The organism is Streptomyces sp. NPDC127084, assembly GCF_042724175.1.
In the GTDB taxonomy this organism is placed as follows: Bacteria; Actinomycetota; Actinomycetes; order Streptomycetales; family Streptomycetaceae; genus Streptomyces.
The window spans coordinates 1-15,384 of sequence record NZ_JBHXFA010000157.1 but is presented as its reverse complement, the minus strand read 5'-3'; the positions used below and the strand labels follow the sequence as shown (position 1 = coordinate 15,384).

14 protein-coding genes are annotated in these 15,384 nt (G+C 70.5%); 10 read left to right on the top strand and 4 right to left on the bottom strand.

Features of this window, described 5'->3' with window-relative positions:
* On the bottom strand, positions 1 to 485 hold a 485-nt coding region (locus ACFWI9_RS28035; RefSeq protein ID WP_387166181.1), incomplete at its 3' end, for an ATP-binding cassette domain-containing protein.
* Between the two features lie 342 nt (positions 486 to 827).
* Here ACFWI9_RS28035 and ACFWI9_RS28030 point away from each other — a divergent pair.
* The 3 genes from ACFWI9_RS28030 (at position 828) to ACFWI9_RS28020 (ending at position 3,842) form a co-directional block, all read left to right on the top strand.
* Positions 828 to 1,637 carry a class I SAM-dependent methyltransferase gene (locus ACFWI9_RS28030; RefSeq protein ID WP_387166179.1) on the top strand — a complete coding sequence of 270 codons (810 nt, stop codon included), beginning with the start codon at positions 828 to 830 and terminating at the stop codon, positions 1,635 to 1,637.
* 274 nt (positions 1,638 to 1,911) lie between these two features.
* Positions 1,912 to 2,118, top strand: coding sequence for a hypothetical protein (locus ACFWI9_RS28025; RefSeq protein ID WP_387166177.1), 207 nt, complete (start codon positions 1,912 to 1,914; stop codon positions 2,116 to 2,118).
* Between the two features lie 89 nt (positions 2,119 to 2,207).
* Positions 2,208 to 3,842, top strand: coding sequence for a DUF6895 family protein (locus tag ACFWI9_RS28020; RefSeq protein WP_387166175.1), 1,635 nt, complete (start codon positions 2,208 to 2,210; stop codon positions 3,840 to 3,842).
* 25 nt (positions 3,843 to 3,867) lie between these two features.
* Here ACFWI9_RS28020 and ACFWI9_RS28015 read toward each other — a convergent pair whose 3' ends face one another.
* Both ACFWI9_RS28015 and ACFWI9_RS28010 read right to left on the bottom strand, forming a co-directional pair.
* Positions 3,868 to 4,965: a chemotaxis protein gene (locus ACFWI9_RS28015; protein WP_387166173.1), complete on the bottom strand. Its 1,098-nt coding sequence runs from the start codon at positions 4,963 to 4,965 to the stop codon at positions 3,868 to 3,870.
* Between the two features lie 88 nt (positions 4,966 to 5,053).
* On the bottom strand, positions 5,054 to 5,545 hold the full coding sequence (locus ACFWI9_RS28010; protein WP_387166171.1) for a DUF1269 domain-containing protein: 492 nt from the start codon (positions 5,543 to 5,545) through the stop codon (positions 5,054 to 5,056).
* A gap of 217 nt (positions 5,546 to 5,762) precedes the next feature.
* Here ACFWI9_RS28010 and ACFWI9_RS28005 point away from each other — a divergent pair, with 217 nt between their 5' ends.
* From ACFWI9_RS28005 to ACFWI9_RS27990, 4 genes are all read left to right on the top strand, one after another.
* Entirely contained in the window at positions 5,763 to 6,449 is a 687-nt protein-coding gene (locus ACFWI9_RS28005; protein ID WP_387166169.1) for a FadR/GntR family transcriptional regulator, read from the top strand.
* Positions 6,446 to 7,945, top strand: a complete 1,500-nt coding sequence (locus tag ACFWI9_RS28000) for a hypothetical protein (RefSeq protein WP_387166167.1) — start codon at positions 6,446 to 6,448, stop codon at positions 7,943 to 7,945. Before ACFWI9_RS28005 ends, ACFWI9_RS28000 begins: the two co-directional genes overlap by 4 nt.
* Positions 7,942 to 9,798, top strand: coding sequence for an FAD-dependent oxidoreductase (locus ACFWI9_RS27995; RefSeq protein ID WP_387166165.1), 1,857 nt, complete (start codon positions 7,942 to 7,944; stop codon positions 9,796 to 9,798). Before ACFWI9_RS28000 ends, ACFWI9_RS27995 begins: the two co-directional genes overlap by 4 nt.
* 75 nt (positions 9,799 to 9,873) lie before the next feature.
* On the top strand, positions 9,874 to 10,323 hold the full coding sequence (locus ACFWI9_RS27990) for a universal stress protein (RefSeq protein WP_387166163.1): 450 nt from the start codon (positions 9,874 to 9,876) through the stop codon (positions 10,321 to 10,323).
* Between the two features lie 142 nt (positions 10,324 to 10,465).
* Here ACFWI9_RS27990 and ACFWI9_RS27985 read toward each other — a convergent pair whose 3' ends face one another.
* Complete coding sequence (locus ACFWI9_RS27985) at positions 10,466 to 12,070, bottom strand: MFS transporter (RefSeq protein WP_387166161.1); 1,605 nt, start codon at positions 12,068 to 12,070, stop codon at positions 10,466 to 10,468.
* A 193-nt stretch (positions 12,071 to 12,263) separates the two neighbouring features.
* Here ACFWI9_RS27985 and ACFWI9_RS27980 point away from each other — a divergent pair, with 193 nt between their 5' ends.
* From ACFWI9_RS27980 to ACFWI9_RS27970, 3 genes are all read left to right on the top strand, one after another.
* Positions 12,264 to 12,920, top strand: a complete 657-nt coding sequence (locus ACFWI9_RS27980) for an HdeD family acid-resistance protein (RefSeq protein ID WP_387166159.1) — start codon at positions 12,264 to 12,266, stop codon at positions 12,918 to 12,920.
* Positions 12,917 to 13,351, top strand: coding sequence for a hypothetical protein (locus ACFWI9_RS27975; protein ID WP_387166157.1), 435 nt, complete (start codon positions 12,917 to 12,919; stop codon positions 13,349 to 13,351). The genes ACFWI9_RS27980 and ACFWI9_RS27975 overlap by 4 nt, the downstream gene beginning before the upstream one ends.
* Before the next feature lie 627 nt (positions 13,352 to 13,978).
* Positions 13,979 to 15,157, top strand: a complete 1,179-nt coding sequence (locus ACFWI9_RS27970) for an acyl-CoA dehydrogenase family protein (protein WP_387166155.1) — start codon at positions 13,979 to 13,981, stop codon at positions 15,155 to 15,157.
* The last annotated feature ends 227 nt before the right edge of the window (positions 15,158 to 15,384 follow it).

The following is a 15,384-nucleotide window of genomic DNA, read 5'->3' as shown; positions in this document are numbered from 1 at the left end:
GGCTCGTCCATGAACATCACGGGCGGCCGTACGACGAGAGCCGCGGCGAGGTCGAGGCGGCGGCGCATACCGCCCGAGTACGTCTTGGCGACGCGGTCGGCGGCGTCCGCGAGGCTGAAGCGCTCCAGGAGCTCTGCCGCCCGCATGCGCGCGGTGGACGCCCTCATCTGGTAAAGCCGCCCGGCCATTTCGAGGTTCTCGCGGCCGGTCAGATACTCGTCGACCGCGGCGAACTGGCCGGACAACCCGATCGAGCGGCGGACTTCATTGGGATGTTTGAGGACGTCGATCCCCGCGACGACCGCCCTGCCGCTGTCCGGCTGAAGCAGAGTGGTCAGCACGCGCACGGCGGTGGTCTTGCCGGCGCCGTTCGGCCCGAGCAATCCGAGGACCGTGCCCTCGGGGACATCGAGGTCGACACCGTCCAGAGCCCTGACGTCACCGAAGGTCTTCACCAGGCCTTCGGCATATATGGCAGCTGGCATATGGGTTCTCCCCGTGACAACGACGGCCGTCCGGTCCGATCGCCAGGCGGCCGACTCCACCTCTCCGGCAGGGCTTTCGAGAGGGGATGCTGTCAGGATCCTCGTCGTCAAGAAAGGACGTGAAGGTAGCCGTCGTACCCAGGCCCCCGGTGCTGAGCCGACTACTCGAACACGCCGCTGTGTGACGCCTGACCGATTGACTTTCCGCTTTTCACGGTACGCCATGGAAGCGTCCTCTCGCAGTGTGCGTAGTTCCCCGCGCACTGGAGGTAGCGCTTCCCGAGGGCATACTGGTCATGTCGACGCTCTAGCTCGAACCGAACCGGCGGGACGGGGCACGCGATGTCGGACAGCTACATACTCGGCCGTGAACTTCCGGGCGAGGAGACCCGGCTGCTGGCCATGTCCACTCTCCTTGATCCCATCCACCGCAGGCACCTGCGCCGACTGGGCATCGCCCCGGGCTGGCGGTGTCTGGAGGTCGGCGCGGGCAACGGCTCCATGGCGCGCTGGCTCGCCTGCCAGGTGGGCCCGACCGGAATGGTGGAGGCCACGGACATCGACGTGGGGCTGCTGGCCGCCACCCAGGCCTCGGACAGCTCCGGCGCGCTCGTGGTGCGCCGACTGAATATCGTCGACGATCCGGTCGAACCCGCTGCGTACGACCTGATCACCGCGCGTGCGGTGCTGCACCACATCCCCGCACGGGCCGAGGCGCTGCGGAACATCGTCGCGGCGCTGAAGCCGGGACGCCCGCTGCTGGTCCTGGAACCCGACCTGCATCCGGCGTTCACCGCCCCGGCGCTGTCCCCGCTCCAGACGTTCTGGGACAAGTGGCTCAGCTTCGCCGCAACGAAGGGTGTGGACTACCTGCTCGGCCGTCGACTCCCTGACCTTCTCGACAAGGCGGGGCTGTGCGATGTCCAGGCAGTCGGCGAGACCCCGCTCTTTCGCGGCGGCGCCGGGCAGCCCGGCTCTGACATCTGGACGCTCGCATTCGACGAACTGCGCGACGCGATGAGCGAATTCGGCTTTTCCGCAGAGGAGTTGGACGAGTTCCAGGCGGTGTACCGGTCTCCTGGCCACTGGCTCATGGACGTCTGCTGGGTCGCTGCCTGGGGATATCGGCCCCCTGACGAAGAGGCGCCATGACGGAGCCGGGACGATGCGGTCCGATTGCTGTCCACGCTGGAGCCAGAGGTGGTTGGTCCATCGGGGCGTCGCGAACCGACATCGACCTGTTTCCGACGCCTTCGGTGTCATGGAGTGAGAGCGCATAAGCGGCCAAAATGGAACACGCAGAAATGCCGCGAGAATGTGGGCTGGTAATTGTGACTATATGAATTATGGGTCGCATATTCCCCTGTCCTGGCTAATGGGCAGATAGTAGAGGGGAAATGCCGGACTCCGAGTAGGAGGTTCTTTCGTGTCCACTCCACCGTCGGTAGATGCGCGTAAGGCGCTGGACTTCCTCAGAACCAGCGGCATGGTCGACCTCAGCGTTCCCCTGGAGCGCGTGGTCGGCCAGGTCAGCCAGCTGGACGACGTCGCGGGCTATGTGCTGGCCTGGGAGCGCTATGTCCTGGTCGTCGCCAACGAGGTAGCGGACGTCGTCGCGCCCGCGGAACGCTGACCCCCCAGTAGAAGGTGCCCAAGGTGACTGCCGGGAGGACCACGGTGGAATCAGAAGAGCCCGGCGTCAGGTCATCTCGAAGGCGCGCGGTGGAAGACCGGGCTGTCGCCTGGCTCGCTGCGCGCCGGGGCCTGCTCGACCCCGGCAAGGCCCAGCCCGAGACCGTACTGTTCATCCGTAAAGCCCTGATCGAGACGGCGTTTCTGGTGGGGCTGCGTGCCCGGCTCGACGACACGCCGCTGGCCGGCGACTACGCGGCTGTCCTCGAACAGGTCGAGGACGTCGCCGGGCGGCATTCCTACCGGGAGATGATCGCCCGTGACGAGCAGGCTCTCCTGCTGTATGCGGGAACGTACGCCGCTATGCGGCTGTGCGGGCGCGACGACCCGGAATTCAGGCGCGTCATCCAGCAGGCGGTGGACGGCGGATACGCGTCAGCGTTCGAACGGGTTCCCTATCGGCAGCTCGATCTGCTCCACACTCTCTATGTGTGCGGGATCGCCCACGACCTGCCCGACATGGACACGGTTCTGCCGTTCACACTCCTGTGCCGGCGGCCGAACGTACTGAAGCTGGCCGACCGCGACATCTACGCCATCACGCACACCGTCTTCTACGCCACCGACTTCGGGCAGCGGGAGCCGCGATGGCCCTCCGGACACAGCTCCGGCGGGACCGCCGAACTGCTCGAAGCGCTCCTTGTCCTGGCCGAGGCCCGCGCCAACGCCGACCTGGTCGGAGAGCTCCTGTGCTGCCTTTACTGCCTCGGCATCGGCGACTCCGAAGCGGCGGACAGAGCCTGGGACTTCCTGGAATCGATCCAGGAGGGCGATGGGCGCGTGAACGGCCCCGAAGGCATCGTCCACCCCGGCATCGACAGCGGCGACGCGGAGTTCAGGCACTGGGCGGAGGGGTACCACACCACCATCGTGGCCGCGCTGGCCGGTCTGCTCCGGCGCAGCACCCGTCGCCCCAGCGAGCCGAACCCCAGGCGACCGGAGCCCACCGCGTGCCCGAGGCCCGCGCTGCGGCGCGCCGTCGCCTGGCTGTGCGGCGAAGGCATGATGGCCGATCCCCGGCTGGGCCTTCCCGGCGTCACGGCCGCCGCCGTCGGCGCCGCCTCGATCGACGAACACCACCTCGCCCGGCCCGCACTCGACCGTTACGCCGCACTCCTGGCCGACGCGCCCCCGGTCTTCTGGCAGGAGCAGGGCATGGAAGTCGCCGGAGAGTTCGCCCTCGCCCTGCGTGCGACCGGAATCGAATGCCCCTCCCTGGAGGACTTCCTGAGGGCGGCAGCCGCCGTGGTCGGTGAACTCGACACCATCCCCTACGACATCGCGGACGGTGTGCACCGGCTGATCGGCCTCGGCTTCCTCAGCCCGGCCGCGGCTTCGGCCATCCCGAGACAGCCGACGACGCGGGGCGGGGCACAGCGGGCGTACCCCGCCCAGGCCGCTGTGTCCCTGCGTGAAGCCCGGGAGACCTACCATCTCGGCATGCTCGCCGCCACCATCCGGAATCTGGCCCGTGACGGATGGGGGCAGCACCGCATCACCCAGGACGCCATCGGCCTCCTGATCGCTCAGCAGACGGCCACCGGGGCGTTCGGGCACCCCGCCTGCGACGATCCGACGGCACGCAAGCAGGCCCAGTACGCGTGGACCAGAAGCGCCGTTGCCGCCCTCGCGACGACCACGCAGACGTCTCAGCGAAGTCCGTGAGGGGCCTGGAGCCGCCGGGGATGTGTCAGTACCGCAGGGTGCTCGCGATGCCGCCGACCCCGGCCAGCGTGCCATCAGGTACGAATCGCACCTGTGCACCCGTGTCCAGGGACTTCTCGACGATCTCGTCCACGATGTCGTCCAACACGCCCTGCTCACCGGGCTCGGCGGGCATCAGGTGGCCACCGGAATCGCGCACCGTCTCCCGGTAGTTCTCCTCCACCGCCAGCAGCGCGACCCGGCCTGACAACACGTTCTGGTGGATCTCGTCCACCCCGGCGGCGAAGGCGCGCCGCCCGCGGGCCCGATCCAGCTCCGCGAGCACCCCTTCGGTCTCCTGTCGCGCCCGAGCCTCGGCGTGCGGGCGCACCGCATGCCAGATGGCATCCGCGGGGCCGTGCTGCAGGCCGCCCATCGAGACGTGGACGGCCTTGCCGTTCGACCCCGTCCCCGCGTTGTCGAGCAGAGAGAGCGCGGCGGGTTCGCCGACCACGTACAGCGGCCGGGGGTCACTCTTGAGCAGGGTTCCCATCGCGGTGTCCGCCGACTTCAGGAACTGGCGGGTGGCCTCGTCGGTGAAGGTGCTCGGCACATCGCCGATCCGCTCACGGCGTTCGGCGTCGAAGTTCTCGAAGACCCGTGCCATCGGGAAGGCGCCCCGGTTCATCTCGGTGAGCCGGTCGGCCGTCCCGCTCCACAGCGTCACATGGTCGGACGAGATGGCAAGCACCCAGAACGGGCGTTCGGCTGCCTGGGCCGAGACGAGATTGCGGGTCAGATACGTGTCGGAAAGCACCACCCGTTCCGGCACGGTTCGCCCGAGCATCCAGACCTCGTGTTCCCCCGGCGAGGCGAAGACGACCAGTCCGTCCTCGGCGTGCACGAGGTCGATCTCCTGCATCGCCCGGTTCAACTCCTCGGTGATCGCGATGCGGGTGGCCCGGGGGACGTCGGGATCGGCCTCCAGCTGTTCCTTCGCCTCGGCCATCAGGTTGCGCAACCGGACGGGATCCTGTTCCTTGTCCGGATCACGGCGATGCGTGGGCATGAGCAGTGAAACAGCGGGGTAAGGGTGCTGCCTCCGCAACCGGGCGAGTGTTTCGGAGCTGAGAGAGGGGTGCATCGGAGCCCTTTCTGAGCATCTGAGCATGCGGGAGATTGCGCGGGCGTTCCGACGGAGCCCAGAAGGACCGCCCGGACCCGCGACATGTCTACGCGGAGCCGGTGAGCTGCTCGGCGAGCTCTCTCTCGGTCTCCTCGTCGAGCGAGGTCTTCAGTACCGTGCCCCGGTGCGGCCGCAGCGCCGCGGCGAACTCCTCCTCGCCGATCCCCGAGGCCATGATCACGACCGCCGCGGAACCCGGCTCCAGGAGTGACTGGACCTGCCCGCGGAACGAGTCGTCGATGCCCATCGTTCGCAGCTTCCCGTACAGTCCGCCGACCGCCGCTCCCACCACGCCGAGGGCGGGCACGGCGACGAGCAGGCCGATGATCATCGCCCAGAGAGCACCCGAGGTGGCGGACAGGGCGATCTTGTCAGTCCGGCGGGGCGTGTCCACGTGCGTCTCGCCGGAATCGTCCACCGAGACAACCGCGACCCCGGTGAGTTCGGCGACCGTGCCGCCTGGCATCCGCTGCCCCGTCTTGAGGGCCTCGTGCGCGATCTTGGGGCTGTCATAGCCGATGACGACCAGCTCGGACATCAGAGCCTCCTCGGCCATCGGAGCACTACGGTATGTCTGAAACCATATGTCCGATTCCCGTCGACCGCTTCCGGGTGTATGGCCCAACTATCGCATCCGTCGGTATCCCTTGCGCCTGTCGCTCCCTGTCGGCGATGTCGGTGCGGCGCGACCATTGACTTCCCCCAACTCCTCTTGGTTGAGTGGCTCATCCACTGAGCCACTGGGGAGGGACCGCGTGGAGGCACTGCCCCGCGAAACCATCGTCGACGTCCTCGAAAACCGTCTGCGTGAGGACATATTCACCGGGCGTCATCCAGCGGGCAGCTATCTGCCGCCCGAACGACAGCTCGCCGACGGCTACGGCGTCACCCGCACCACCCTCAAGCACGCCTTCGGCCGCCTCGCCCAGGCCGGACTGCTGGAGACCCGGCACGGCGTGGGCACCCGGGTGCGTGACTACGCGCGCTTCGGCGGGGCTGACCTGCTGCCCATGCTCGTACGCCACAGCCCCGACTGGATCGGTGAGATCTTCGAGGTGCGGCGCGGTATCGGTGCGCTGATCGCCGAACGGGCGGCGGCCCGGGCCACCGGGGAACACCGGGCCGAGCTGCGTAGCCTGCTGGCCGCTGTCGCGGCGGCCGAGACCCCGGACGCGGTGCAGCTCGCCGACGTCGAGGTGCACCGCGCGCTGGCGCGGGCCACCGGCAACCGCGTCTACGTCCTGCTCACCAACACCCTCTTCAACGCCTACCTCCCCGTACGGGCCGCGCTGGTGGGCCCGTTCACGGACGCCGCGGCCGCCCACGCGAGGCTCGAACCCGTGGTCGAGTGCGTGGCAGCCGGCGATGGGAGCGGCGCACGGGCCGCGGCCGAGGCGTATCTGACGGCGACCGAGCGGATCATGCTGGAGGGCCTCGTATGAGCCCTCGCGTGAGTATGAGCGGCGACGCCGGAAACGCCGATAACGCCGGAAACGCCGACAACGGCGGCGCACGGGGCACCGTCTTCCGCGAGACGATGCTCGGCACCGTCCGGCTCGACGGCGAGGACCGCACCCGCCCGGTCCGCCTCGACCTCCCGGTGTCAGCGGACCGGGTGCTGCGCCCCTTCGGAACCACCCACGCGGCCACCAGCGGCCGGATACGCATCGCGGGCTGGGCGGACGACCCTGGCGCCGAGGGCGAGTTGGAGATCTCACCACTCGCCAGGCGCCGTATCCGCTACCGCCTCTCGTTCACCGTGGACGGCCGCCGCCTCAGCCTGGACGGCTGGAAGTCGGTGAACCCGCTGCGGCCGGTGACCTCGATGACCGTACTGCCGTACACGCTGTGCGAGAACGGCGTCCGTGTCGGCACGGGCACCCTGCGCTTCCCCCTGGCCACGGGTCTGCTGCCCTTCCTGACGAGCTTCCGCTTCCCGCGCCGCGAGCTTCCGCTCCCCGCGCCCCGCGGGATTCCGCACACCGAGAGCGCCGACCCGCTGATGGCGCCCCGCTGGCACGGCGAGCCCGGCCGCACCGAGGTCTGGTACACCACCCTGACCGACCCGGCGACCGGCGCCGGGGTCTGGCTCCACCATGAACTCGTCGCCCCCACCGACGGGTCCGAGCCCTACGCACACGGCTGGGCCGCCGTCTTCCCCGCGAACGAGCCCGTCCAGCACGCCCGCTTCGGCCCCGGCAAGTGGACCGGTGGCGAGACCGGGTTCGCCGCCGAAGGCGTCTGCGCCGAACCAGGCCGGCTCACCGGAGCGGCCGGCGCGCTGAGCTGGGATCTCACCGAACAGCCCACCGGAACACCGCTGTTCACCTTCCCCCGATGGTCCTGGCGCCGCCCACTGCTCCCGGCGGCCCAGATCCTGCCGGCCGCCCGTGCCACGTACCGCGGCGCCTTCACGTACGGGAACACCACCCTCACCCTGGACTCGGCGCCCGGAGCCTCCGCCCGGATCTACGGCCACGGCAACGCCCGCCGCTGGTCCTGGCTGCACGCTGACCTCGGCGGGGGAGACGTACTGGAAATCGTCGCGGCGGTCTCGATGCGCCCCGTACTGCGCCGTCTTCCGCCCCTGGTCTTCCTCCGGCTGCGCAAGGACGGTCGCACCTGGCCGCGACGCTCGGAGCGCTCGGCCATCGGCTGGGCCGGGATCGGACGCTTCCGCGCCTACATCGGGCTGCCCACCTGGACGGTGACCGGACGCGCGGGACGACGCCGGATCCGGGTCGAGGTCAGCCAGCCCGAGGAACACACCCTCGCACTCGACTACACCGACCCCGACGGGGCTCAGGCCGTGTGCCGCAACACCGAACGCGCGGACGCACATGTGCTCCTGGAACGTCGGCGGTGGGGCGGCGGCTGGCGCACCGAGGCCGAATGGACGCTGACGGGTACGGCACACGCGGAGGTGGGGACGCGATGAGCCACGGCGGATCCGGCGCACTCGGGGGATTCGCGGCGGCACTGATCGCCGACGACGGAACGGAGGCCTGGCCTGCGGGCGTCCCCGCTCGGCTGGACACGATCCTCGCCACCATGCCCCTGCCCACCCGTGCCGGTGTACGAGCCGCCGCCCGCGCGGTCGACGCCTATGCCTTCGCCCGCACCGGACGCGGACTCGCCCGCCTCAGCGGCGCAGAACGGGACGCCGTGCTCGCGGGGCTCGGCGCCCGGCCGCGGCTCGCCCCGCTGCTCGACGTGCTCAAGGTGCCCGTGCTGCTCGCCGCCGGCACCGAGCGGATGCTCCACGACGGCGGACTGAGAACCCCGCTGCTGACCCGCGAGGACCCACCACTCGACTGCACACCGTCCGGCGAATGGCCCGCGCGGTCCACAGCTGACGCCGTGGTGATCGGCTCCGGCGCGGGCGGTTCGATGGCGGCACGCACCCTCGCCCGCGCCGGTCTCGACGTCGTCGTACTGGAGGAAGGGCACCACCATTCCACCGGGTCGTTCGGTCGCCGGGCCCCGCTCGACCGGTTCGCCGAGCTGTACCGGGACGGCGGTGCCACCGTCGCCATCGGCCGTCAGCCGTTGCTGCTGCCGGTGGGCCGGGCGGTCGGCGGCACCACCGTCGTCAACTCCGGCACCTGCTACCGCACACCGGACCATGTCCTCACCCGCTGGAGCCAGGACTTCGGCTGCGCACTCGCCGACCGCCTCGGCCCCTACCTCGACGAGGCCGAACGCACCCTGCGTGTGGCCCCCCAGCCGGTCGACGTCCTCGGCAACAACGGCCGCCTCGCCCTCGCGGGCGCCGAACGGCTCGGCTGGCAGGCCGCCCCACTGCGCCGCAACGCCCCCGGCTGCCTGGGCTCCTGCCAGTGCGTGGTGGGCTGCCCGAGCGGTGCCAAGCAGAGCGTGCAACTGTCCGTGCTCCCCGACGCCTGCGCGGCCGGGGCGCGCATCGTCACCGGCGCCGAGGTGCGCCGGATCCTGGTCGACCGCGACCGGCCGGGGGGCCCGCGCGCGGCGGGGGTGCGGGTACGGCGCGAGGACGGTGGCGACTTCGAGATCCTCGCCCCGCTGGTCGTGGTGGCCGCGGGCGCCCTCCAGTCGCCACCGCTGCTGCGCCGTTCGGGGCTCGGCGGGCATCCGCGGCTCGGCCGCAACCTCAGCGTGCACCCGGCCACCAGCGTCGCCGGGCGCTTCACCGAACCCGTCACCGCCTGGGAGGGCGTGCTGCAGAGCGTCGGAGTGGAGGAGCACCACCACGGCGGCGTACTGATCGAGGCCACCGCGACCCCGCCCGGCATGGGCTCCTTCGTACTGCCTGGACTCGGCGGCGAACTGCGCCGCGAACTGGAGTCGGCCGACCGGCTGGCCACACTCGGCGCCATGATCGCCGACCGCCCCTCCGGGCGGGTGATCGGGCGCGACCGCACCCTGCTCCGCTACGACCTGGACCATCGTGACGCCGGACGGCTGATGCGCGCCGTCCGGGCCATGGGGGAGCTGCTGTTCGCCGCGGGCGCGGAAGAGGTCCTCACCGGGATCCCCGTCGCGCCCCGGGTGCGCACCCTGGCCGAGCTGGACGAGGTCCTCGCGAGGGTGGGACCCGGGCAACTGCATCTGTCCGCCTACCACCCCACCGGCACGGTGGCCGCGGGTGCCGACCCGGAGCGTTTCCCGGCCGATGGGACGGGACGCCTGCGCGGTGCGCACGGTGTGCTGATCGCGGACGCGTCGGTGCTGCCGGGCTGCCCTGAGGTCAATCCGCAGCTCAGCATCATGGCGGCGGCGCTCGCGGTCAGCGAGGCCCTGCTGGAACGCTGACCGGCGGCTCTCGCGTGGCGGACCGCGCCCGCGTCGCGCAGCGTGGAGGGCGGGGGCGTGAGAAAGGTGAGCAGGATGAGCACGCACGAACCGGCCCCGCGTGTCGTGGTGGGCGTCGACGGTTCACCCTCGTCGCACGCAGCGCTGCGCTGGGCCGTACGCCACGCCGGGCTGATCGGCGCGACGGTGGAGGCGGTCGGGGCGTACGAGGTGCCAGGCGCGCACGGCTGGTCCGCACCCGCCGTGGACGCCGACCTCGACCAGGAGAACGCCAGCACCGCCCTCTCCGACGAGCTCCGCAAGGTCCTCGGCGATACCGGGGTCACACGGGTGGACCATCATCTGACCCGCGGCAACCCTGTCGAGGTGCTCCTCGCCGCGTCGGACGGCGCCGAAGTCCTGGTGGTCGGCAGCCGGGGCCGCGGAGGCTTCGCACGCCTGCTGCTGGGCTCGGTGAGCCAGCAGGTCGCGCAGCACGCCAAGTGCCCGGTCGTCATCGTCCGCCCGGACGTGCCGGAGCCGTAACCGAGGTCGGGGCCGTACGGGCCGGACAGCCAGCGGGCGCCGAGTGGCCGGCCGGCGCGATCGATCGGCGCGTTTCGAAACGGAAGACCGTCGCGGCCGCAGCGGCCGCCGTCGCCGTACGGCCCGGCCAGGGGCAAGGTCCTCAGGGTGCCTTACCGCCGCGGCCCGGCGCCGCGGAGAGGCGCTCGGCGGGCAGACGGCGGGTGAAGGCGAACCCGGCGAGCGTCACCCCCGCGGTGGCGAGAATGGCGGCCTTGAGGCTGCCGATCTGGGCTTCGGCGTATGCGTCGACGAGCGCGTCGACCTCGGCCGCGGGCACCCCAGCCGCCACGGCCGACGTGCGAACCCGGTCCGTGCTCACAAAGCTGACCCCCGCTTCGACGGCCACACCCGCCTGCTGGTGTACGGCGTCCGAGATGCGGGGGTCCTCCTCGATCGTGGTGGTGAACACACCGACGAGGGCGCCGATCAGCAGGGCGCCGATCAGCGCGGTCCCCAGAGACGACCCGAGGTTCTGCGCCGTGTACTGCAACCCGCCGGCCTCACTGCGGTCGGCTTCCCCGACACTCGACTGCACCACGTTGCCGAGCTGTGAGGCAAGCAGCCCCATACCCAGTCCCAGCAGCGCCATGGCCAGTGCGAAGTGCAGGTCGTCCAGCCGTGGCTCGATGCCCGCGACCAGCCACAGAATGGCCGCGAACAGCACCGCGAGGCCGCAGCGGACCACCGTCCGCTGTCCGGCGAACCGCCCGATCAGCGGTCCGCTCATGGACGAGACCAGCATGGTCACCGAGACCGGGAGCAGCCGCAGACCGGTCTCGAACGCATCGAGCCCCTGGACGACCTGGAGATACAGCGGGATCACGAAGAACAGCCCGAGCAGCACGAGGTTCTGGCCGAGCAGCAGCACAAGCCCGGAGCGCAGTGCCGGTACGCCGAAGAGTGAGAACCGGACCAGGGGGTCGCGGCCCTGAGCCTGCCGGTGGTGCTCCCACGCGCGGAACAGCCCGAGCACCACACCCCCGGCCGCGACCACGAACAGTGTCGGCGCGAAGCCGAACACCGTGAACGGGGCGCCGCGTGGCCGCAGCCATCCCCAGGTGCTGCTCTGCAGCACGCCCAGCACCACGAGGGCCAGCCCGACGCCGGACAGAGCGGCGCCCACGGCGTCCAGCCGCACCTTGCCGCCGGGCTGCGGGTGGTCCTCGATCCAGCGGAAGAAGCACAGGATGAGTGCCACCACGACGACCTCCCCTGCGAAGACCAGTCGCCAGGTCAGATAGGTCGTCACCCAGCCGCCCAGCAGCGGACCGACCGCGATGCCCGCTCCCGCCAGCCCGCCGATCACCCCGTAGGCCACGGCCCTGTCACGTCCCCGGTACGCGCCGGCGACCAGCGCGGCCAGGGCAGGCAGGACCAAGGCCGCTCCCAGCCCCTCGATCACCGACCAGCCCGCCGCGAGCACCCAGAGGGTGGGGGCCACGGCGGTGATCGCGGATCCGGCGCCGTACACGACCAGGCCCAGGCCGAACATCCGCCGTCGGCCGAAGATGTCGCCGAGCTTCCCCCCGGTGATCATGAAGGCGGCCATGACCAGTGTGTAGAGCGTGATCACCGCCTGGATCGCGGTGACATCTGTGTCGAAGTCCTCCACCAGACGGCTGATCGACACGTTCATCACCGAGGTGTCCAGCACCATGAGGAACTGCGCCGTCCCGAGGATGGCCAGCGCACGCCAGCGTTTCATCGCCACACACCCCTCCGCGGATCCGGGCCGCGAGCCCGGAAGGTTCTGGGCTTCAGCCTTGCGGAGCAGACGCCCTGAACCGGGCCGTGTCCGTTCCGCTGCACCCATCCGTCGGCGGACAAATCACTCCTGAGGGGTGAGTCCGCGGCGGTGCCGGCGACGGACACTGGGATGGCGAGGAGGGAGGCACACCATGACTGCATCCTCGGGGTCCACGGGACCCTCCGGTTTCCAGACCGGGACCGGCCCGAAAGACCCCCTCGACGTCCTCGGCGAGGTGGGAGGCTCATGGGGGTGGGCGCTCGGCCTGGCCCTGGCGACCCTGATCCCCGGGATCCTCGTGCTCGTCTGGCCCGATGAGACGCTGCACGTCCTGGCGGTCATCATCGGCATCCAGCTACTCATCGCCGGAGGCTTCCGCTTCGTCACCGCGCTGTCGCGTAGCGGCGACCACGAGGGCAGCAGGCTGTCCGGTGTGCTGATCGCGGTGGTGGCGGTGCTGGCCGGGATCCTGGTGCTGCGGCACCCGCTCCAAACGGTCGCCGCGCTGTCCCTGATCGTCGGTGCGGTCTGGCTGCTGTCGGGCCTCCTGACGGCCTTCGTCGCCGTCACGGACCGCGGCCGGCGCCACCGCGGCGTCACCTTCACCACCGGAGTCCTGGGCGTGATCGCCGGGATCGTCGTCCTGGCCTTCCCCGTGGACTCCGCGGTCGCACTGGCGCGTCTGCTCGGCCTCTGGCTGGTGCTGCTCGGCATCGTGGAGCTGGCAGGAGCGGTCGCGCTCCGCTCCGCGGTACGCAACGGCTCGACCCGGGGCCACGGTACGTCAAACGAATGGAGGCGGACATGACTTCCACGACCCACTCCCGCTCCGGCATGTCCGGAGAGGTGGCCGAAGGCCTTGTCCTGTTCACCGCTTTGATGCTGCTGATCGCGGGGATCCTCGACATCTGCCGCGGCATCATGGCGCTGGCCAAGGACGACATCTTCGTCGTCACCCCCGGCTATGTCTTCGCGTTCGACCTCACCGGCTGGGGCTGGATCCATCTGATCCTCGGCGTGGTGGCCCTGGCGGCCGCCATCGGCCTGTTCAAGTCCCAGGCCTGGGCCAGGGTGCTCGGCATCGCCGTGGCGACGCTGCTGATCATCGCGAACTTCCTGTCCATGCCCTACACGCCGGTGTGGGCGATCGTGGCGATCGCCTTCTGCGTCTTCGTGATCTGGGGTCTGTGCGTCGCGGGACGGGACTCCTTCACCGGAGGCGCGTCCCGGATGCCGTGAGAGACGGTCGGCACCAGGCGTGCTACGCCGTGCGGGCAGAGCCTGACGCCTGCCTGTGGCCGGTCCGGTGACCGAGCCGACTCCAGGAGCTTCGCTCGGCGAACGCGCGGCTACTTGGCGGGCAGGGTGCTCACCGCTGGTCCACCAGATCCGACATCACGGCAGGCGGCAGAGACGGGTTGGACGCTGCTGCTTCCCCTACCCCGCCGGTCCGCGTCGGCGAGCAGCTCCACGATGAGCACGCCGAGTGGCACGCGGTGATGGTGTGCAAGCGTGCGGCGCACATGGGGGTCAGGGTCGTCGACCAGCGCGCGGATCAGGGCATCGCCGCAGCGCCGAGGACATCGCGGTGCTGGCGGGCACGCACTCGGGGTCGGGTGCTTGATCGTGGCGAACTCACCCGGATGCCGGTTTCGGGCCGCACCGCCTCTACCCGGGGGGTGAGCGCCCGACTCCGCTGCCGCGCACCCCTTCCGAATTACTGCAACACGTTCTACCGTGGCCGCGCCGCAGGCACCACGACGCAAGCAGGCACCACGACGCAAGCAGGCACCACGACGCAAGCAGGCACCACGACGCAAGCCAGCGCGGACCCGTAGCCGGGTCCGTGAGACGCCTGGAGGGGCCGTGCATCTCGCCTACACGCCCGAGCAGCAGCAGTTGCGCGCCGAGTTGCGTGCGTACTTCGACGGGCTCGTACCCGACCACGTCTACGCCCGCTACGCCGACCCGGCCGCGCAGAAGCGCTTCTACCGCGAGACCATCCGCAGGCTCGGCGCGGACGGATGGCTCGGCGTCGGGTGGCCGAAGGAGTACGGCGGGCGGGGTCTGACCCCGATGGAGCAGTTCATCTTCTTCGACGAGGCGGCCCAGGCCGGCGTCCCGCTACCGCTGATGGCGCTCAACACCGTCGGTCCGACGATCATGCAGTTCGGCACGGACGAGCAGAAGGCGTACTTCCTGCCGCGGATCCTCTCCGGTGAGATCGATTTCGCCATCGGCTACAGCGAGCCCGACGCGGGCACCGACCTGGCCGCGCTCAAGACCCGGGCCGTCCGCGACGGCGACGCCTATGTCGTGAACGGCCAGAAGATCTGGACGACCAACGGTGACACCGCCGACTGGGTGTGGCTCGCCGTGCGCACCGATCCCGACGCGCCGCCGCACAAAGGCATCACCATGCTGCTCGTGCCGACTTCGGACCCGGGCTACTCCTGCACCGTCATCAACACCCTCGCCTCGCACGACACCACGGCCAGCTACTACGAGGACATCCGTGTCCCCGTCTCGCGCCGGGTCGGCGAGGAGAACAAGGGCTGGCGACTGATCACCAACCAGCTCAACCATGAGCGTGTCACCCTGGCCGCTCACGGCACTATGGCCATCCGCGCCTTCCACGACGTCCAGCGCTGGGCGTCGGAGACCAAGCTCGCCGACGGACGGAGGGTCATCGACCTCGGCTGGGTACGAGGCCGCCTGGCCCGTACCCATGCCCGGCTCGACGCCATGAAGCTACTCAACTGGCAGATGGTGGGCGCGGTCCAGGACGGCAGCCTCACCCCGCAGGACGCCTCCGCCGTAAAGGTGTACGGCTCCGAGACGCGACGCGACGCCTACGCCTGGCTGATGGAGGTCGTCGGGGCCGCCGGTGTGCTCAAGGAGGGCTCGGCCGGTGCGGTGCTGCACGGGGAGCTGGAACGCGGCTACCGCTCAGCCGTGATCTTCACCTTCGGCGGCGGCAACAACGAGATCCAGCGCGAGATCATCTCCTGGATCGGTCTGGGGATGCCACGCGTACGGCGCTGACTCGCTGCGACCGAAGTCCCGGTGATTCTGCCGAGCCGGCCTGCCGCCGTAGCTGACGGCGGCTCGCCGCACGGCCACGGCTGACATGTGTCGGTACAGCCGCGCACCTCGCGGCTACAAGGGTGACCGGGGCGAGCCGCGGGGGTGGCCGCCCGCCCCCAAGCCCCGGAACTCAAGCACCCGGGGCGCGGGGGGGGGGCCCCGGGGGCGCGGGTCGCGCCATATCC